Here is an 18,604-nt window from a genome sequence, read left to right on the forward strand (position 1 = left end):
GTCCAAGGAGACCCTGCGTCGGCGGCGTCGCGATGCAAGCGGCTGCGTCCGGTCCACAGCACGTTGGGGCGAACCGGCGGGGTGCCAATGCGACACGATGCCGCGGGCGCAGAACGATGCGTGCCGCACGCAGGCGTGCCGCCGGCGGGAAGATCTGCACAAGACGGCGGCCAGCGCGTGTCCGCTGTACGCCGGTGTCCTACGATGCCCGCCCGCTCGTCCACGACTGGGTCATGTCCGCCCGACCATCTGCCACGTCGCCCCGTAGCGCCCGCTTCGCGAGCGCCGATTCGCCTGACGTCGCCGCCGCCCGGCTGGCTACCGGGGTACGGCGACGCGGCATCCTGCCGCCACGCGAGGAGGTCATGATCGGCCGCGTCTCCGCGGGCCGGGTCGTACTCGAGCGCCACGTCCCACGCACGCGCAGCGCCTTCAAGCCGGTGTTCGTCGGCAGGTTCGAACCCGCGGGCACCGGCAGCGTGCTCGTCGGCCGCTTCGCGATGCACTGGAGCGTGCGCGCCTTCCTCGCGTTCTGGTTCGGCTTCGCCTTGCTTTGGACGGGCGGTGCCGTCTTGCAGGTGATCGCCGGAACGCCACGCGCCTGGCTGTTGCTGCCGGTGGGCGGCGTGTTGGGGCTGATCGGCGCCGGTCTCGTCGCATTCGGCCGGAGCCTGGCGCAGACCGACGTCGCCTGGCTGTCGGCCCGCATCGGCGCCGCGCTCGACAGCCCGCCCGATCGCTGTTGCGACTAAGGCGTCTGGGCTTCCGGCGCCAGGGTGTGCACCACTTTGCCCTGCGCATCGAGGAACTCGATGGCGCCATAGCCTTCCGGCGTGACGGTCAAGCGCAGCCGGGTCCGGTCTTGCGCATCGCTCAGGGCGATCGCCGGCGTGCCATCGGCGGCCACGCGCATCTCGATCCGCGTGGGGACCTGTACGCCCGGCACCAGCTTGTTGTCCAACGCGGGTTCGCGGATCGGCGGCGGTGCCTGGTTGATCGAGAACCGGACGTCGCCATCAGGCGACACCCGCCAGCCGATCGCATCCATGGCCGGATGATCCAGTGCGAGCACCGCCATCCCCCCATCGATATCGGCGGTTCCCAAGCCGCCGCGCTCGCTGCCGGTCTCGTCGTACAGCACCATGCCCGCCACGTTGAACGCGCGCTTGTACTGGATGCCGTCGATGATCGGCGCCGGGGTCTGCCCCGAAAGCGTCATGCGGATCACGCCCTTGTCATCCACGATGTCGATGCGCCGTGCAGTGATGCGCTCGCTGTCGGGCGTGTCCACCCGCGTCTGCGGAGACCGATCGACGATCAGGCGCTGCAACTGCTCGGCCGAGGGGCGCTTGGGGGCGTCCGTGGAATCGGCCCATGCATCGGCGCCCAGGAGTGCGGCCATGGCGATGGCGAACTGTCCGATCTGCTTCATCTGATCCCTTTCGTGGGCGAGTGTTGTCCGCAACAGGTGCTTGCCGCACCGAGTGCCTATCAGAACGGCACGCGGACGCGCCAAGATGGCACTGTCCGCGACCGGGGCCGCGGCGCAGTCGGCGGTGCACGCAGTAGACCACAGCGCAGGCCGTCGGGATCGAATGCGCCTCCGGCCGATGCGCGTCCACGGGGCGTCGGCGGCAAGACAGCAGCGGCGCGACCGGCGGCGACCGCGCCGCGCGCCTACAATGGCGCTCCTCTCCAGATGGCCTGCGCATGGCGCCCAACGCGACGATCTACCGGCTGGAACTGCAGGTCAGCGACATGGACCGGCATTACTACGCCGAACACAACCTCACGCTCGCCCAGCATCCGTCGGAGACCCCGAACCGGCTGATGGTGCGGCTGATCGCGTTCGCGCTGTACGCGCACGAGCGGCTGGAGTTCGGCCGCGGCCTGAGCAACGACGAAGAGCCCGACCTGTGGCTGCGCGATTACACCGGCGACACCGAGCAATGGATCGACCTCGGTCAGCCCGATGAAAGCCGCATCCGCAAGGCCTGCGCCCGGGCGCGCAGCGTCGTCGTGGTGAACTACAGCGGCGGCAGCGCCGAGATCTGGTGGAGCAAGCAGGCCGCCGCGCTCGCGCGGCTGAAGAACCTGACCGTCCTCGATCTCGACCCGGCCGACGTCGAGGCCGCTGTCGGCCTGCTGGAGCGCGGCATGCGCCTGACCGCGATGATCCAAGATGGCGAACTGCAGCTGATGAGCGACCGCGCCAGCGTCGCGCTGACGCCGCGGGTACGGATGGCGCCGACCGGGTAGGGCGCACGTCGGGTTCGGAACGAACGCGGGCGGCATCTCCCGCATGCCAACACGCCGGTGACGCAGAGCCTGGGCAACGGGTGCGAAGCGGACTGTTCGTCCTTCTCCGAGTTCATGCTCGACGCGATTGAGACGAGTCTTCAGGAGGCCATCCAACCAGAGACGCCGGGGAAAACGCCGGGGAAAACGACGGACCGCATCCTGGACGTGTTGGCCAAGGCGCCGACACTGTCGTTTCTCGAGATCCGCCCGGCTCGGCAAGTCCGAACATGCCGTTGAACGCGCCATTCGCACGCTGCGCGATGCCGGGCGTCTGGCCAGGATCGGCCCGGCCAAGGGCGGGTGCTGGCAGGTGTTGTCCTAGCGGCGAGCGTGGCATTTCGAATGCGCTCGGCCGGCGAACCGCAACCGCTGCGCCGTCGATAGGCACTCGCGCTGACCCCAGGGCAGGCACCACCGCCGAACAGCTCCCATCTTGCCTACCGCGCCGCGACGCCGCTGGCCCTGCTGCCACCGCGCCGGGTCCAGCCTTGCACCGGCAGCGCAAACGCCAGTAACACCAGCAGCGCGGGCACGAAGCTGCCCGGGCCCAGGCGTTCGAGCAGTAATCCGCCGATCAGGCCGCCGCCGGCGATCGCCGTGTTCCATGCCGGGCGGACGGCGGCGTTCCACCTGCTCTGGCCGGCAAGCCGGCATCCCGCACCGAAGGTCCGCGCGCTGGTCGACTTCCTCGGCGCACGGCTGTTTCCTGCGACCGTGCCTGGTCACGATGCCAGCCTGTCCCCCGCGAGGGACGCAACGTGATGCATTCCACCTCCCGTACGTGACCATCATCACTTAATCTTCACTACAGGTCGGGCAGCCGCTGCCGATACGAGACATCCGGGCAATGCGACACCGCGTCGCAGACCGGGGAGGGCGATCGACGGCGGCGCGCCGGTCGGCCAGGGAGCGCCAGCGCGCCAGTGTCTTGCTGGGGACCTGTCCATGTCGCATCGCGCCCGTTCGCATTCGTTGCTGTTGCCGTGGCTGCTCGCTGCCGTGGGCCCCTCGCTGGCCGCCGACCCGGCCACCGCCGCATCCTGCACGACGCCGGACGACCTGCCGGCCTGCGTCGCCGACCTCACCTCGCGCGACCCGGCCGCGGCCCTGCGCATCGGCGAGCCCGCCTGGCAGGCGAGCGTGGCCGCTGCGCCGGATGTCGCGCTGGGCCTGGTGCTGGTCGACGCCGCGAGTGCCGCCGGCCGACGCGATGCCGTGATCGAGATCGGCAGCGCGCTGCGCACCGGCGCGCACCTGACGCCCGAGCAGACGCTGCGCCTGCTCAAGAAGCTCAACGGCGCCATCGGGCAGGCCCGCGATGCCGCGCGCATCGCCGAACTCGAAACCGAGACCGCGCGGCTGGAAACTCGTCTCGGCGGCGAGCAGGACCTTGCCGAACTGTGGCGGCAGCTCGCCGCGTCCTACTACAACATGGGCGCGCAGGACGACGCCTTGCGCGTGGCGCGCATCGCGCTGTTGAAGGTGCCCACGCACCCGCACCTGGTGGAATACAACGCCAACCAGATCGTCTTCATCATTTCCGCCCAGCAAGGCCGCATGCCCGAGGCGATCGAGGCCTTGCTGGAGGTCGAGCGCGTGGGCAAGGCGCTCAACCGCCCGGCCGACCCGGCCTTGCTCCAGAACGCCACCGGCGTGTTCGTCTACGCCCAGGACTGGCCCAAGGCCATCGAGTACGGCCGTCGCGCGCTGGCCGCCTACGACGCCAAGCCCCGGCCCGGCCTGCCGCGTGCCGAGATCCTCAGCAACCTCGGCTCGGCCTACGAAGGCGCCACCCGCCTGGGCCAGGCCGAAGCGCTCTACCGCCAAGCGCTCGACAGCGCCCGCGCCGAGGGCGCCTCGCCCGTCGCCGCCCTCAACAACCTGGCCAACGTGCTGCGTCGCCTCAATCGTCCGCGTGAAGCATTGCCGCTGCTGCGCGAGGCCGCGGACGCGATCGAAGGGGCCGGCGACAACGGCGATGCCGCGATCGTCTACTCCAACATCGGCGCCGCCCATGCGGACCTGGGCGAACACGAGGCTGCGGCCGTCGCGTTCGAGCGCTCGCGTGCACTGTTCGCCCAGTCCGACAACGTGCCGCGCCGGCTGGAGCTCTACCCGCGCATGATCGACACGCTCGATGTGCTGGGCCGCCACCGCGAGGCGCTTGCGCTGATGCGCGAATACAAGGCACTCAACGACGCATCGGTGAACGTCGAATCGCGCACGCGCATCGCCGAACTCGAATCGGCCATCGGCCTGGCCCGCAAGGAGAGCGAACTGGCCGCCGTCGAGCGTGCCCGCGCCGACGAACAGGTCGCCTTTGCCGCGCTGCAGACCAGCGAACAGCGCCAGCGCAGCATCGTCTACGGCCTGCTGGCGGCCCTACTGGCGCTGGGCACCTTCGTCGTACTGAAGCTGCGCGAAGGCCGCCGCCGCCGTCAAGCCAACGCCGAACTCGCCCGCAAGAATGTCGAGATCGAGGCCCAACACCGCGAACTCGAACTGCTCAACGCCGCGATCCGCCGCCAGAGCGAGGAAGACGCATTGACCGGCCTGCGCAATCGCCGCTACGTGCAGACCTGGTTGGACACGCGCGTCGCCGCCCAGACACAAGGTCAAGTGCAGGCACCGATGCTCGTCGCGCTGCTCGATCTCGACCACTTCAAGCGCGTCAACGACCTGCACGGCCACGAAGGCGGCGACCACGCCCTGATGCACCTGGGCGACATCCTGTGCGACTGCGGCCGCACCGGCGACGTCATCGCCCGCTGGGGCGGCGAGGAGTTCCTGTGGATCTGCCCCGGCAGCACGTTGGCTGACGCGCCCGCGCTGTTCCGCCGCCTGCGCGAACGCCTGCAGGCCGAACCGCTGGTGCGCCCCACCGGCACCGTCGTGCTCAGCGTCTCGATGGGCGCCAGCCTATTTCCCGCCCACCCCAGCCGCAGCGGCGACTGGCCGCTGAGCCTGCGTATCGCCGATGCCGCGCTGTATCGCGCCAAGCACGAAGGCCGCGGCCGCTGGGTGGGCTATGCCGTTGCCGGCGACGGCCCGCTGCTGGCCGACGACGAACTCGACCTGGCCGTGGACCTGCTGGAAACGCGGGGGCGGCTGCGCCTGGTGGGGGATGTGGCGCCTATGACGGTGTAACGGGGCGGGCAGGGCGGACGATGCAAGGCTGCTGTCACGCCGAGGTGTAGGCCACGCCTCTCCTTTGCTGATTGCAAGCGCGCTCGACTTGCAGCTTCACGCTCAACGCCGTCGGTGTCTCGGTTGTCATCGTACCTGTGACCCTGAGGCCATATACGGTCTGAAACGCACGCAGCGCCGTTTGGATCCCGAGTCTGACGAATGCGACCGGTGCGAACTGTGGGACCGGTGTGAACGATGGCTTCGATGGCCTGCATGGAGGTTGTCGAGCCCGGCGTTGAGCGATGAGCTCAATACAGTCGAATACTTGGCATCAGCGGCGACGAGTCCAGCAGGTCTGTCGGGCGCTGTGGGGGGCTTTGGCGCAAAGGCGCTTGTAGATTCGGCCCATAAATAGTGTGGGCGATCTGCCGCCCGTGGTGTCCACTGCGTCATGGAGAACGAAGGCGCACGCCGACTTAGCCCGTCAGAGCAACACGAACGTCGCCGGCAGGTCATCCGCAGCTGGAAGCGGGGCATCAACAAAAGGCTGATTGGCCGTGATGTTGGCTGAGCTACTCAGCGGTCCGCAAGATCATCGACCGGTACGAAGCTGGTGGGCCGAAGTCGCTGGTACGGCGCACACGCGGGCGCAAGGCAGGCGAGCAACGCAGGTTGAGCACCGGGCAGGAAGAGCACATCCAACGGCTGATCTGCGAGCGTCGGCCCGAGCAGCTGAAGATGGTTTTCGCGCTGTGGAGCCGGCCTGCGGTGAAGTATCTGGCGTGTTGGGGATTCACGCCACAGAAGCCGATTCGGCGTGCTTATGAGCAATCGCCGCAGGCGGTGAGGGTTTGGCTGGACGATGAATATCCGGCCATCGCCAAGCGCGCGAAGGCCGAGAGTACCGAGATTCACTGGGGCGACGAGACGGGGTTGGAGGATAGGCGTGGCGCTTGCGTGCAGTGAGTTTGGAGACCGCGCGCCTCTTGGCAGCCAGCGGCTTTGCAGGCAACCTGTGTGCATGACGATGAGCGAGTTCGAGATCCACCGTGTCGAGCGGCTGCTGGCCGGTCTCGTGGAACGCAAACGCCCGCCACCGCATCTCCGCCCGCAGTTGGACCTGGCCTGGCGGCGCGAGGGGCATCGGTTCGAGGTGTTCGAAGTGCGGGCGCGCTGGCAAGGCGCTCCGGGCGAGACCATCGAGAACCCTGTGGCCCGTACTACCTGGGTCAAGAGCCGCCGGCTCTGGCGGCTTTACTGGATGCGTGCCGACGGGAAATGGCATCGCTACGACCCCTTACCCGAGGCCAGGACCCTGGAGGCAGTGCTCGAGGAAATCGAGGCCGACCGCTTCGGATGCTTCTGGGGGTGAAGCGGACCCTCGTTTGGCGCGGCGTGTCGGCATCGCGCGACCACCATGGTCTGAAACGCCGATAGCGGCGTCATGGCGCGCTCCTGCGCTCGTGGTGGCGCCTCAGCGCGGTTTGCGCTTGCGGCCACGGCCGGGGCGCTGCGTGTCCAGCCCCAAGCCGCCCGACAGACCGAACAAGGTTTCGAACTGTGCCAACTCGGCTGCAGCCTCCCGTTCCTCGGCGCGGAAACGCGCCTGCAGCCTGCGGGTCAACGTGTCCACGCGTCGCGCATCGCCGAGTGCATCGATCTCGTCCTGGATTTCCTGGCACCACTGCCGGCACTGGGCGATGCGCATCCGCAAGGCACGTTCCAGCTCGCTGCGGCGAGGCCGGGCACCGATCAGGTCCATCTCCATCGCCACCGGATACAGCAGGGCGTCGAGCTCGCCGTCCAGGGCCTGCGCCTGATCGCGCAGGACCGCGTTGTAGTGCTTGAGCCGCGCTGGCGGCAGCGCGGCCATGTGCGCCGCGTCGATCTGCTCGATCTGCAGTTGCAGGGTCAACAGCTGCAGCAGGTCGTTGGCGCGGTAGGCGCGGTTGACTTGCTGCATCAGCTCGGTTTTGCGCGCACGTTGCGCAGGATCGGGCTCTCGGTCGGGATGCAGGCTGGCGATCAGCTTGCGGAAGATCTCCTTGACCGACTGGCTGGCTTCGCGCTCGGCCTGTGCCCGACGCTCGGCGGCCGCCCGCGTGCGTCCGTCGACCGGCTCGGCTTCCTGCTGCTCGGCCTCGCGCTCGCGTAGCCGCGCCTGGACGTGTTCGAACAGGCTCTGCGCGTCCTCACCCTCGTGGCCATCGACCACGTCATCGCCCAAGAGCCCGCCCAGCATCGTTTCGGCCATCGCCTTCTCGAATACCCGGTCATGGTCGCGCAGTGCCTCGATGTCGTCGCCGGTGTGCTTGCGCAGCAGTGCGGCCAGTTCCGCCTCGTCCGGGCCGTCGTGGATCTGGAGCAGTTCGAGCGCGCGCTCGCCGAGGTAGGTGCGCAGGGTGTCGCGCTGCGCCTTGCGCAACTGCGGCTGTGCATCGGATGCGAGTGCGGCGTCCAGGCGGCGTACCAGCTCGACCTCGGCCGCGTACTGCTGCCGCCGCAGCGGCGCGTACTCAGCGGTCATGCGCTCGGCATAGGTGTCCAGCCACGCCCGCCAGTCGGTGAGTTCGGTGCGCTTGCGTTCGATCTGCCCGACCAGGCGCGCGAAGGTCTTTTGCTCGCGCGTGGGAGCCGGGCCGGGCGTGGCGAGCGCGACCAGTGCATGGCCACTCGAGTGGGGCGATGCGGCCGCGCCGTGCGATGCCTTGGCCGATGCTGTCGCCTGTGGCTTGGACGGCTCAGGCCCCGGCGCCGCAGCGGCGCGTCCGGATGGCGGCAGCAGCGCATCGTTGGCGTAGCGGCCCTGCGCACGCAACTGCGACAGTGTGGTGGTGTAGCTGCGGCGCAAGTCCGGGCCGAGCCAGGCGCTGCTCAACAGCAGCGAATCGCAGACCAGGATGCCGCGATAGGGCAGTACCGCCGTCTCGACGAATAAGCCGGAACCGCCGGTGATGTCGCGCAGCCGTTGGGTCAGGCCGAGCACACCGTAGGCGACATCGCCTTCTGGATCGATGAAAATCGAATGGCTGCGCGTGTCGCGCAGGTAGACCCAGCGCTGAACGTGCAGCGCTCGCATTGCGTGCAGCAACTCGGCGTCCAGCGCCGTGCCGGCCTTGCGCAGCGTCTTGATCGCGGTCTCGAGCAACGCCGGCTCGCGGACCAGACGCGCGCGCGCATCGACCAGATGCTGGTGGAAGGCATCGCCGTCGGGCGGCGGCCCGCCGATCTGCAGCAGGACCGCCTTGTAAGTCTGGATGAACGTCTGGGCCGAGGCCGGATCGAGCATCAGCGGTTGCGAGGCGGCGCGGGTCGTGTTCGCAGACCGTTCCGCGCTCGGGGCCTTCGCCGCGTTCTCAGTGACCGACGGCAGCTTCCAGCGCCGCGCAAGCTTGACCAGTGCGGCATTGATCGCCTCGACATCGCAGGCATCCGGGTCGAACCCCTCGCCGAGCCATTCGCGCAGATCGTCGTGGTCCTCGTGATCGGGATCAGCCAGCGCATCGCGCAAGTGCGCATAACCTGGCGGGCCGCCGCAGTCTTCCGGTGGGCAGGCGCCCGTCGCGCCCAGGCAATGCAAGGCGACCGTGGTCGGTGCAGGCGCGTCCACGGACTCGACCACGATCGCGTGTTGCCAATCGTCGCCGAAATCGTAGCAATACCCGAACCGGCTGCCGGCATGCGGCGCGATCTGTGACAGCGTGTGCGCCGCCTCGCTCAGCGGCGGTGGGCCGAAACCGAAGGTTTGCAGGCGCGGGCCGAAGCGCTGGCGATTTCGCCCGTTGCCAACAGAGAACTCGTGCAGATGTTCGTCCTGCCAGCCCATTACGACCTGGATGACGGTGTGCAGCCGGGCCAGCGACAGATCGGCGGGCACCAGACAGATGCGTTCGACAGGCGGCGCGACATGGTTGAGGCGGAGACGCAGGCGGTAGAGCGGTGCGGACATCAGAGCGGCGGAAGGATGCGAAGCGATGTGGAGGGTCAGCATACTGCCCCTCGGGCGGGTGGGGGCAGCCCGGCCTGGGTGAGGGCCGGGCTGCTCCAACGTCGATGGCACAGGGGACCCGTCCCGCGAGGTGATGGCTCGGTGTCGGTCGCGATATCGAGCCGGACACTTGCCGGAGGGCGTCAAGCGCCGCGTCGGCTCTGCGCCCCTATGCAGGACGAACAACGATCTGCATTTGTTGCGCTCGCTACTTGTCAGATGCCTGGGCTGCATCGAGCTTGTGCTGCAGGCGCTCCCTGACGGCATCCGGGTGGCCCCAAGCAGCTACGCGCCGACATGGGGGACGATCGGCGGCTGTGGTCGCGTACTGAGGGGGGGCAGGGCGTCCGCCTCGTGCCTCAGCGCGCGACAGGCGTCGCCGTCACCTCGATGGCGGCATCGCCCTGCAGCCGCGCCACGACCTCGGCCGCGCGCGTGGGTTCGTAAGCGATCGCGACGAAGCGCAGCACCGCCCCGGCGCCCGTGCGTTCGAGCGACGGCGCTGCGTAGGCGCCCCCCAGCGCGGCGATGGCCTCGATGTCGGCCGCGTTGCGTGCGTGCACCGCTTTGCCCTCGACGGCATCGGCGAAGCGCGCCACCACGTCCGCCCACCAGTCCGCCGGTGCGTCCGCACCGCAGGTCGAGAGCAACCGGGCCAGCCCCGCGGCGTCGCCTGCCGCCACGACCGTGCCGTCGGGCAGCGTGGCGAGCGCCCGCTCAGGCGCATCGAAACGGTCCTTGACGAGCGCGGTGTGGAACTGGCAGCCGGCATGATTGAGCCGCGTGTTGCGCAGGATCTCGATGTCCTCGCCGTGCGTGCCCGCAGCCGTGGCCGCCTCGAGCAAGGCATCGTGTCGGTCGGTGTGGTCCATGGTCGTATCCCGTGCGCAGGCGGTGGTGGCGAGCGCCAGGAGCAGGGCGGAGCCGAGCGTCCTGGCCATATCAGGCGGGGTCATGCGTTGTCGATATTGCCGGGCGGCACCGGCGCATCACCGGTGGGATCGGCGTACTGCGAGGACGGCAGATCCACCTGGTCCTGAATGTACTGCTTGAGCTCGTCATGCGTCGCATTCTCCGGCACCGGCACGCCGGTCATCAATGACAACTGCTCGGCGAACTTCAATGCCTCCTCGGGGCTGCTGTCGATCGCGGCCTCCGACCTTGCGCGGTAGCCGCCGGTGATCTGGTTCTGCCAGCGGTCCATCGCCTCGGCGTTCGTCGGCTCGCGCCCGAACTCCGCCTTGAAGCCCGTGTACCAGGCCCGGTACTCCTGCTCCAGGTATTCGAAGGTGTTGGAGACGCGGTCGCCGGCCAGGATGTGGTTCACCTCGTGGGCGACCGTGTGCAGCACCACGTGCTTGGAGTTGTAGGTCTCGGTCAGCGGTCCATTGCCGGCGTTGACCATGTTGGCGTTGAACGTGATCGTGCCGTTGCCGGCCGTCCCGTACAGGCCGCCACTGGAGTTGATATCGCCGCGGAAGCTGTCGTCCCAGGCGAACACGATGTCCGAATCGGGCGAAAGCACATGGTCGAGCGTATTCGCGTTGATCTGCGCATCGCCCGCATCGTTCTGCGAGATGTACGCGATCGCCTTGAGCGTGCGCTGCTTGTCGTCGAGGTCGAAACCCTGGAACCAGTCCTTCGCCAGCAGCCGTTCGATGTTCGCCACCGAGCGTCCGTCGGGATAGTTGGCCGCTTGACTCAACACCGCCGTCTGCTCGGCAGCGCCCAGGCCCTGGAAGTCCCCGCTTTCGAGCAGGGACTTCAGCGCGCCTGGCAGGGCGGTGTCATCGGCGTCACGCCCCTCCAGCGCCGTACGCACCAGCCGCTGGTCGGACGCCGACAACGCCTGATACTCGGGCGACTGCAACACCGCGAACTCGGTGAGCTTGGCCTGCTGCTGCGCCGGAGGCAGCGCCTGGAAGGCCGGATCGCCGATCAGCGCCTGCAGGTCGCGTGCCACATCGGCCTGGGCGCCGCCATCGCGCAGCGCCTCCACGACCAGCGCCCGCTGCTCTGGCGATAGCGCCTGGAACGCCGGGCTGGCCTGGAGCGCGGTCACGGCCTCCCAGGCATCGCCATCCATGCCGGCCAGCACCTCGCCGACGGGCCGGCCCTCGGTGCCGGACTGCAGCAGCCGGAGCGTGTCTTTGACCTCAGCCGGTACTCCCGGATCAGCGAGGGCCGCCTCGATGTCCCGCGCGCCGATCTCCCCGTCGCGCGCGCCCTGCACGAACGGATTCCACGACCCGCCGCGGCCGGCTGCCGTGTCCAGCAACTCGTCGTAGTACTCGCCCGACGCAATGGTTTCCAGCGCTGCTTCCAGGTCCTCACGGCTGATCCGGCCATCGGCGCCGCCCTTGCCGGCGCCGACATCGAGGAAGTTGCGCGACACCTCGCTGTCGAGCAGAAACTGCGCCGCATCGCGCAGGTCCTGCGGCGCGTCGGCATCCTGCGCAATGCGTTCAAGGTCTCCCTGGCGGATATTGCCGCCGCCGAAGACACTCGACAGGCCCGTGCGCCCGTCAAGCACCTGGTCGTAGTGGGTGAGCAGGGTGTTGGTGGCGGACTGGAGGGTGGTCATGACACGGCGTTTCCATACGGGATGCTGTGACGCTAAGCCTGGCGGCGGGGTGGCGAAAGCTGGGGCGTGTCCCAGGGGGAGAGAGGGTTGAGACGGCGTGCGAGCAGCCTGTTAATCGGCGGTGAGTGGCTGGATAGCGCGCTCTCAGGGATCATGCATCGATCTCGCCCCCTACATGAGTCAGTGTGAAAGCCGCTAAGCCGCCATCGCTCTACCTAGCCCCGACGCTCTGCCAAGAAGTGGCTGATGTCCTTGGAGAACGGGAGACCTTGAGAAGCTTCGTCGAGCAGGCCGTGCGCGCACAGGTCTGGCTTCGCCAGCAACAGAAGGCGTTCATTGCTCCCGGCATCGGCTCACGCAATCGATCCCTGTCCGGCCGTTATGTCTCTGCCCAGGATGTAGTCGGCGGACTTCGGACACGTTTGGACGAGGCGCGTAAGGGCTGACGGCCTGCAGCACAAGGAGGCGCGTTTCCTGCGGCATGGGACAGAAGCTGAAGTAGGGTCTTCGGAGCCAAGGCGGGCTCGCCACATGGGATCAGCCCGGCGGATGACGGAGGCGATGCCAGTGGGTCGTTTCGCTGCGACAATTGTCGATTGTTTGCCGGAGTTGCTGCTCGATGTCCCTGGAAACACAGGCCCAACGATTCATCCAAATGCTTGAGCAACGTGGCGGCTCGGCCGGAAACGGCAGTCTTCGCAATGAATTAGGCTGGGCGGATGGCACCTATCAGCGGGTCAAGGCACGTCTGATCGAAGAGGGTCGGATCGTCCCGGGCCGCGGACGCGGCGGCTCCGTGGTACTCGCCGGAAAGGTTAGATCGGCACCGAAAGCCAAGGTGGGATCTACCAAGGCGGGCAGCGAACGCGCGCAGTCCAGGCCTGGCAACGGCCGCGGCGAGAGCAGTTCCTACAGTCAAGCCTTCAATGCCATCGACAAAGCGATGCGCAACGACGAAGGGCTCGCTTCGGAGCTGGATTACGCCGAGCAGACCTCGTGGCTGCTGTTCCTGAAGTACCTGGACGACATGGAACATGAATGGGCTGATGAGTCCGCGCTCAAGGGCAGGTCCTACGTCCCGATCCTGACCAGACCCTACCGCTGGCAGGACTGGGCCGTGCCGAAGACACGGGACGGCAAGCCCGACCATAATGCCCCGACCGGCAGCGACCTGATTGAGTTCGTCAACGGTAAGCTGGTCCCGCACCTCAAGTCGTTCAAGGACAGCAGCGTCCAGGCCGACAGCCTGCAGTACAAGATCGGCGAGATCTTTTCCGAAGTCGCCAACCGCTTCCGCTCCGGCTACACCTTGCGCGACGTGCTGCAGATCGTGGACACGCTGAGCTTCGGCAGTTCTGAAGCCAAGCACGAGCTGTCCGACCTGTATGAAACCCGCATCAAGCGCATGGGCAATGCCGGCCGTAACGGCGGCGAGTACTACACGCCACGTCCGCTGATCCGCGCCATGATCCAGGTGGTGCAGCCGCAGGTGGGCGAAACCATCTACGACGGTGCCTGCGGCAGCGCCGGCTTCCTGTGCGAGGCGTGGGAGCACCTGCGCCGCGATGATCTCTCCGCTAAGGATTGGGACACCCTGCAGCGCCGCACCTTCTACGGGCAGGAGAAGAAATCGCTGGCCTACGTGCTGGGCGTGATGAATCTGATCCTGCATGGCATCGACGCGCCCAACGTCCGCCATGCCAACACGCTGTCCGAAAACGTCATGGACATCCAGCAGAAGGATCGCCACGATATCGTGCTGGCCAACCCGCCGTTCGGCGGTGGCGAGCGCCCCGAAGTGCAGCAGAACTTCCCGATCCGCAGTTCGGAAACGGCCTACCTGTTCCTGCAGCACTTCATCCGCAAGCTCAAGGCCGGTGGACGCGGCGCCGTGGTCATCAAGAACACCTTCCTCAGCAATACCGACAACGCCAGCGTGGAGCTGCGCCGCGAGCTGCTGGCCAGCTGCAACCTGCACACCGTGCTGGACTGCCCGTCCGGCACTTTCCAGGGCGCCGGCGTGAAGACCGTGGTGCTGTTCTTCGACAAAGGCACGCCCACACGCAACATCTGGTACTACCAGTTGGACCCCGGGCGTTCGCTGGGCAAGACGAATCCCCTCAACGATGCGGATCTGGCCGAGTTTGTGGCCTTGCAGAAGACGAAGGCCGGTAGCGAGAGGAGCTGGACAGTGGATGTGGCCGATGTGGACTTCGCCACTTGCGACCTGTCGGTGAAGAACCCGCATGCGCCGGAAGCGGCGCCGCAGCGCACGCCACAGGAAATCATCGACGACATGTTGGCGCGGGATGCGGAGACGGCGAAGCTGCTGGCGCAGGTGAGGGGGATGCTGTGAGCAGTGGCTGGAGAGCTGCGCCGCTATCAGAACTATGTGATCTGAAGCCGCCAAAGAGTATCGCCAGGTCCTTGCTCAACGACGACGATGAAGTTTCGTTCGTTCCGATGAGTGACTTGGGTGAGCTGGAAAAGCGATTCGAAGCCAGAGAGGTTCGACGATTCAATGACGTCGTCAATGGGTATGTCTATTTTGGTGATGGAGATGTTCTTTGCGCCAAGATCACTCCCTGCTTCGAGAATGGAAAGCTCGGAGTGGCTTCCGGGCTGAAGAGCGGCGTCGGTTTTGGCTCTAGTGAGTTCGTTGTGATGCGAAGCAGGGGCGAGTTGCTCCCAGATTACTTGTTCTACTTCCTGTCGCGTGATGATTTTCGCCAAGCCGGTGTGCGGGTTATGACCGGCGCGGTAGGTCACAAACGTGTGCCGAAGGAGTTTTTCGAGGATCTCGAGGTTCCACTGCCGCCGCTAGACGAACAGAAACGCATCGTCGTGAAGCTGGATCAGGCCTTCGCCGCCCTTGACCGCGCCCGCGCGACGGCCGAGGCCAACCTGGAAGATGCCCAGGCACTCTTCGAAACGGAACTTCGATGCGTGTTCGAGCAAGCGTCGGAAGGGATGGAAATGCTTCCGTTCGATGCGTTGTGCAAAGCGCTGACGCCGAAGGTGAAGTTGAAGCGGCAGGACTATCTTGACGAGGGTGCCTACCCTGTCGTTTCGCAGGAGGCTGACCTCATCTCAGGCTACTGGAATGACGTTACAGCGGTGCTCGAGCGAAAAAGCGAGGTGGTCGTCTTTGGGGACCACACATGCTGCCTGAAGTACGTGGATTTCGACTTTGTGGTTGGCGCCGATGGCACCAAGGTGCTTCAGCCGTCCCGTGGCATCTCGGGGAAGTTCCTGTACTACGGACTGCGCAGTCAGCCGATCAGGCAAACCGGATATGCGCGGCATTTCAAACTCCTGCGAGAGACGGCCCTGCCTGACTTGCCGATCCCTGAGCAGAAGCGAGTCACCGACCATCTCGATCAATTGCGGGCAGAGTGCAAGACGCTTTCGAGCGCGTACAAAGCCAAACTCGCCGACATCGCCGCCCTCCGCCAATCCCTGCTCCAAGCCGCCTTCTTCGGCCAGTTGATCTGAGCGCCAACGGCATCGATGGCATGTGTCACAACCGTGCTACATTGCCCCGAACTCCTCCGTCGAGAATCCCGCATGAGCACCACCACCATCCGCCTGCCAGACGCGCTCAAGGCCCGCATCGCCAAGGCGGCCGAAGCCGCCGGCACCACCTCGCACAACTTCATCCTGGAAGCCATCGCCGAGAAGGCCGAACTGGCAGAGCGGCGCGCCGAATTCCATGCGTTGGCCGACCAGCGCTACGCGCATTTCCTGGAGACCGGCGAGAGCATTGCGTGGGAAGACGCGCGCGGCTGGCTCCAGCAGCGCATGGTAGGCAAGCGCGTGAAGCGGCCCGTGCCCAGGAAGCAGGCCGGCTGAGGTGGCGCGGGTCCGGCTGGCGCCTGCCGTGCTTGACGACCTGGATCGGATCGTCGAACACCTGCATCACCACGAGGTAGACGGCGCGCAGGCGCGCGCCGAGCAGATCATCAGCGCGCTGGACGTGCTGGCGGACAACCCGCTGATTGGCAGGCCGGGCGGCGACGAGCGCCGCGAACTGCTGATCGGTCGCGATACGCGCGGCTATGTGGCGCTGTACCGCTACATTGCGGTAATCGACACCGCGCTGGTGCTGGCGATCCGCGCGCAACGGGAGGGGGGATATGTACGCGACGACTGAAACCGAAGCCGACACCCGCGCCAACCGTATCGACCCGGTGCTGCGCGATGCCGGCTGGGGCGTGATCGACGGCGCGCAGGTCCAGCGTGAGCTGATCTGCCCCGGCCGTATCCTGGCTGGCGGCCAGCGCGGCACTGCGCTGTCGGCCGACTACGTGCTGAGCTACCGCGGCCGCAAACTGGCGGTGATCGAGGCCAAGAAGGCCGGGCTGGGCCACACCAGCGGCGTCGGCCAGGCCAAGGACTACGCCGGCCGGCTCAAGGCCCGTTACGCCTATGCCACCAACGGCATCGGCTGGTACGGCATCGACATGCAGACCGGTGCGGAGGGCGACATCGCCCTGCCATTCCCCACCCCGGAACAGCTGTGGCTGCGCTGTTTCCCGGACGGCAACGACTGGCGCGAGCGCTTCGGCGCGGTGCCGTTCGAGACCGGCGGTGGCAAATGGCAGCCGCGCTACTACCAGCACAATGCCATCACAGCGGTGCTGGAAGCCATTGCCAATGACCGCGACCGCATCCTGCTGACCTTAGCCACCGGCACCGGCAAGACCTCCATTGCGTTCCAGATCGCGTGGAAACTATTTCATTCGAGATGGAACCTGAGCCGCGGCCCGGTGCGCCGCCCGCGCATCCTGTTCCTGGCCGATCGCAACATCCTCGCCGACCAGGCCTTCAACGCGTTCAGCGCGTTCCCGCCGGATGCGTTGTGCCGGATCCGTCCAGAGGAGATCCGGAAGAAGGGCGGCATTCCGCGCAACGCTAGCGTGTTCTTCGCCATCTTCCAGACCTTCATGACCGGCGGTGGCGACTCGGAGGGCGCATCCGCTGATGCGCAGTTCACGTTCGAAGGCTATGAGCTGGACTTCTTCGATTTCATCGTCATCGACGAGTGCCACCGCGGCGGTGCACGTGACGAGAGCACTTGGCGCGCGATCCTCGAGTATTTCAAGCCCGCGGTGCAGCTCGGTCTGACCGCGACGCCCAAGCGCGACGTCAACGGCGACACCTACGCCTACTTCGGCGAGCCGGTGTACACGTATGCGCTGAAGGAAGGTATCGGCGATGGCTTCTTGACGCCGTTCAAGGTGCGGCAGATGGCCTCGACGCTCGACGAGTACCGGTTCTCCGAGGGGGACGTGGTGCTGGCAGGCGAAATCGATCGCGACAGGACCTATATCGAGGCCGACTTCAACACGCGGCTGGTGATCGACCAGCGCGAACAAAGCCGCGTGCAGGAGTTCATGGACCAGATCGAGCAGCGCCAGAAGACCCTGGTGTTCTGCGCCACCCAGGAACACGCCGCGAGGGTGCGCAATTTCATCAACCAGATCAAGGACAACCCCGACCCGCACTACTGCGAGCGCGTGACTGCCGACGACGGCGAACTCGGCGAACGCCACCTGCGTGAGTTCCAGGACAACGAGAAGACCCTGCCGACCATCCTGACCACGTCGCAGAAGCTTTCCACCGGTGTGGACGCGCTGAACATCCGCAACATCGTGCTGCTGCGCCCAGTCAAGTCGATGATCGAGTTCAAGCAGATCATCGGGCGCGGCACCCGTACCTTCGAGGGCAAGGATTACTTCACCATCTACGACTTCGTTAAGGCCTACGCGCACTTCAACGACCCGGCGTGGGACGGCGAGCCGTTGCCGCCGGACGATCCGTCGGAGCTGCGCAAACGGCGTCCGCCCCACGAAAGCGAGCTCGGCGCGTCTGGTAGCGGCATCAGCGAACCCGAACCGCCCAAGCGGATCATGGTCAAACTTTCCGATAGCCGCGAACGCAGCATCCACTACATCGCCGCGACCACGTACTGGTCCAGCGACGGTAGAATGATCACCGCCCAAGAGTTCATGCAGCAGCTCTTCGGGGACCTTGACGCGCTGTTAAAGAACGAAGACGAATTGCGCGCGATCTGGAGCGATCCCGATCGTCGGGAAGTCTTTATCCAGCGTCTTGCAGATCTCGGCTATGACGGCGATCGGATGAACGAAATGCGGCGCCTGATTGACGCACCCAACAGCGACATCTTCGATGTGTTGGCCTATGTGAGATTCACTCTGGTGCCGTTGGCGCGGTCTCAACGAGTTCGCTCTGCATTGGCTACAGGCCTCGGCGGATATGAGCGCGAAATGAAATCGTTCCTAGAGTATGTGCTCGGCAACTACGAACGTAACGGCATTGGTGAACTGGCCAGCACCAAGATTGCCGATTTCCTGCGCATCCGTTACGGCGGGGTCAACGATGCCAAGCGCGCGCTGGGAAGTGTAGACAGTATCCGGCGCGCGTTCGTGGATATCCAGGGGCATTTGTTTCGATGATCGCGGTGAGGCTAGGGGAGATGGCGGTGCGCCTGTCTCGCGGTGATAGTTGTCGTCGATGAGCCGGGTCTAGGTCGTCCGATAGACGTTCACACCGGTGTCGCCTTCGGTCAGAGTCCGCAT

At 66.4% G+C, this 18,604-nt stretch carries 14 protein-coding genes and 1 pseudogene; 11 read left to right on the forward strand and 4 right to left on the reverse strand.

Annotated elements, in window-relative coordinates; all coding sequences use genetic code 11:
- The first annotated feature begins 233 nt into the window (after positions 1–233).
- Positions 234–752, forward strand: coding sequence for a hypothetical protein (locus ABE505_RS09665; protein ID WP_346442146.1), 519 nt, complete (start codon positions 234–236; stop codon positions 750–752).
- Here the strand turns inward: ABE505_RS09665 and ABE505_RS09670 are convergent.
- The gene (locus ABE505_RS09670) at positions 749–1,516 is read right to left on the reverse strand and encodes a hypothetical protein (protein ID WP_346458273.1); all 768 of its coding nucleotides are present in this window, start codon (positions 1,514–1,516) and stop codon (positions 749–751) included. The genes ABE505_RS09665 and ABE505_RS09670 overlap by 4 nt on opposite strands.
- Before the next feature lie 194 nt (positions 1,517–1,710).
- On the opposite strand from ABE505_RS09670, the gene ABE505_RS09675 reads away from it, so the two are divergent.
- The 5 genes and pseudogenes from ABE505_RS09675 (at position 1,711) to ABE505_RS09695 (ending at position 6,802) form a co-directional block, all read left to right on the forward strand.
- Complete coding sequence (locus ABE505_RS09675; protein WP_346442144.1) at positions 1,711–2,259, forward strand: YaeQ family protein; 549 nt, start codon at positions 1,711–1,713, stop codon at positions 2,257–2,259.
- A gap of 57 nt (positions 2,260–2,316) precedes the next feature.
- Entirely contained in the window at positions 2,317–2,538 is a 222-nt protein-coding gene (locus ABE505_RS09680) for a hypothetical protein (RefSeq protein ID WP_346458274.1), read from the forward strand.
- A gap of 708 nt (positions 2,539–3,246) precedes the next feature.
- Positions 3,247–5,448 (forward strand): tetratricopeptide repeat-containing diguanylate cyclase, encoded by a 2,202-nt coding sequence (locus ABE505_RS09685; protein WP_346442143.1) that lies wholly within the window; start codon positions 3,247–3,249, stop codon positions 5,446–5,448.
- A gap of 433 nt (positions 5,449–5,881) precedes the next feature.
- Positions 5,882–6,381 (forward strand): annotated as a pseudogene (locus tag ABE505_RS09690) (winged helix-turn-helix domain-containing protein); the annotation flags it as partial.
- A 76-nt stretch (positions 6,382–6,457) separates the two neighbouring features.
- Positions 6,458–6,802 carry a DUF3024 domain-containing protein gene (locus ABE505_RS09695; protein WP_346442142.1) on the forward strand — a complete coding sequence of 115 codons (345 nt, stop codon included), beginning with the start codon at positions 6,458–6,460 and terminating at the stop codon, positions 6,800–6,802.
- A gap of 102 nt (positions 6,803–6,904) precedes the next feature.
- Here the strand turns inward: ABE505_RS09695 and ABE505_RS09700 are convergent, their stop codons facing one another.
- The 3 genes from ABE505_RS09700 to ABE505_RS09710 form a co-directional block, all read right to left on the reverse strand.
- Positions 6,905–9,379, reverse strand: coding sequence for a hypothetical protein (locus tag ABE505_RS09700; RefSeq protein WP_346442141.1), 2,475 nt, complete (start codon positions 9,377–9,379; stop codon positions 6,905–6,907).
- 398 nt (positions 9,380–9,777) lie between these two features.
- Positions 9,778–10,374 (reverse strand): hypothetical protein, encoded by a 597-nt coding sequence (locus tag ABE505_RS09705; RefSeq protein WP_346442140.1) that lies wholly within the window; start codon positions 10,372–10,374, stop codon positions 9,778–9,780.
- Positions 10,371–12,002 carry a hypothetical protein gene (locus ABE505_RS09710; RefSeq protein WP_346442139.1) on the reverse strand — a complete coding sequence of 544 codons (1,632 nt, stop codon included), beginning with the start codon at positions 12,000–12,002 and terminating at the stop codon, positions 10,371–10,373. Before ABE505_RS09710 ends, ABE505_RS09705 begins: the two co-directional genes overlap by 4 nt.
- A 619-nt stretch (positions 12,003–12,621) precedes the next feature.
- Here ABE505_RS09710 and ABE505_RS09715 point away from each other — a divergent pair.
- From ABE505_RS09715 to ABE505_RS09735, 5 genes are all read left to right on the forward strand, one after another.
- Positions 12,622–14,358, forward strand: a complete 1,737-nt coding sequence (locus tag ABE505_RS09715) for an N-6 DNA methylase (protein WP_346442137.1) — start codon at positions 12,622–12,624, stop codon at positions 14,356–14,358.
- Complete coding sequence (locus ABE505_RS09720; RefSeq protein WP_346442136.1) at positions 14,355–15,497, forward strand: restriction endonuclease subunit S; 1,143 nt, start codon at positions 14,355–14,357, stop codon at positions 15,495–15,497. Before ABE505_RS09715 ends, ABE505_RS09720 begins: the two co-directional genes overlap by 4 nt.
- A gap of 72 nt (positions 15,498–15,569) precedes the next feature.
- Positions 15,570–15,854: a DUF1778 domain-containing protein gene (locus ABE505_RS09725; protein WP_346442135.1), complete on the forward strand. Its 285-nt coding sequence runs from the start codon at positions 15,570–15,572 to the stop codon at positions 15,852–15,854.
- Position 15,855: 1 nt separating this feature from the next.
- Positions 15,856–16,155 carry a type II toxin-antitoxin system RelE/ParE family toxin gene (locus ABE505_RS09730; RefSeq protein ID WP_346442134.1) on the forward strand — a complete coding sequence of 100 codons (300 nt, stop codon included), beginning with the start codon at positions 15,856–15,858 and terminating at the stop codon, positions 16,153–16,155.
- Positions 16,139–18,481, forward strand: a complete 2,343-nt coding sequence (locus ABE505_RS09735; RefSeq protein ID WP_346442133.1) for a DEAD/DEAH box helicase family protein — start codon at positions 16,139–16,141, stop codon at positions 18,479–18,481. The genes ABE505_RS09730 and ABE505_RS09735 overlap by 17 nt, the downstream gene beginning before the upstream one ends.
- The last annotated feature ends 123 nt before the right edge of the window (positions 18,482–18,604 follow it).

The organism is Luteimonas sp. TWI382, assembly GCF_039674545.1.
In the GTDB taxonomy this organism is placed as follows: Bacteria; Pseudomonadota; Gammaproteobacteria; order Xanthomonadales; family Xanthomonadaceae; genus Luteimonas.

Excerpts from the sequence above, each read along its gene's own strand:
- ABE505_RS09665 (WP_346442146.1), top strand. The coding sequence starts at position 234 with ATGTCCGCCCGACCATCTGCCACGTCGCCCCGTAGCGCCCGCTTCGCG.
- ABE505_RS09675 (WP_346442144.1), top strand. The coding sequence starts at position 1,711 with ATGGCGCCCAACGCGACGATCTACCGGCTGGAACTGCAGGTCAGCGAC.
- ABE505_RS09685 (WP_346442143.1), top strand. The coding sequence starts at position 3,247 with ATGTCGCATCGCGCCCGTTCGCATTCGTTGCTGTTGCCGTGGCTGCTC.
- ABE505_RS09695 (WP_346442142.1), top strand. The coding sequence starts at position 6,458 with ATGAGCGAGTTCGAGATCCACCGTGTCGAGCGGCTGCTGGCCGGTCTC.
- ABE505_RS09700 (WP_346442141.1), bottom strand. The coding sequence starts at position 9,379 with ATGTCCGCACCGCTCTACCGCCTGCGTCTCCGCCTCAACCATGTCGCG.
- ABE505_RS09705 (WP_346442140.1), bottom strand. The coding sequence starts at position 10,374 with ATGACCCCGCCTGATATGGCCAGGACGCTCGGCTCCGCCCTGCTCCTG.
- ABE505_RS09710 (WP_346442139.1), bottom strand. The coding sequence starts at position 12,002 with ATGACCACCCTCCAGTCCGCCACCAACACCCTGCTCACCCACTACGAC.
- ABE505_RS09715 (WP_346442137.1), top strand. The coding sequence starts at position 12,622 with ATGTCCCTGGAAACACAGGCCCAACGATTCATCCAAATGCTTGAGCAA.
- ABE505_RS09725 (WP_346442135.1), top strand. The coding sequence starts at position 15,570 with ATGAGCACCACCACCATCCGCCTGCCAGACGCGCTCAAGGCCCGCATC.
- ABE505_RS09735 (WP_346442133.1), top strand. The coding sequence starts at position 16,139 with ATGTACGCGACGACTGAAACCGAAGCCGACACCCGCGCCAACCGTATC.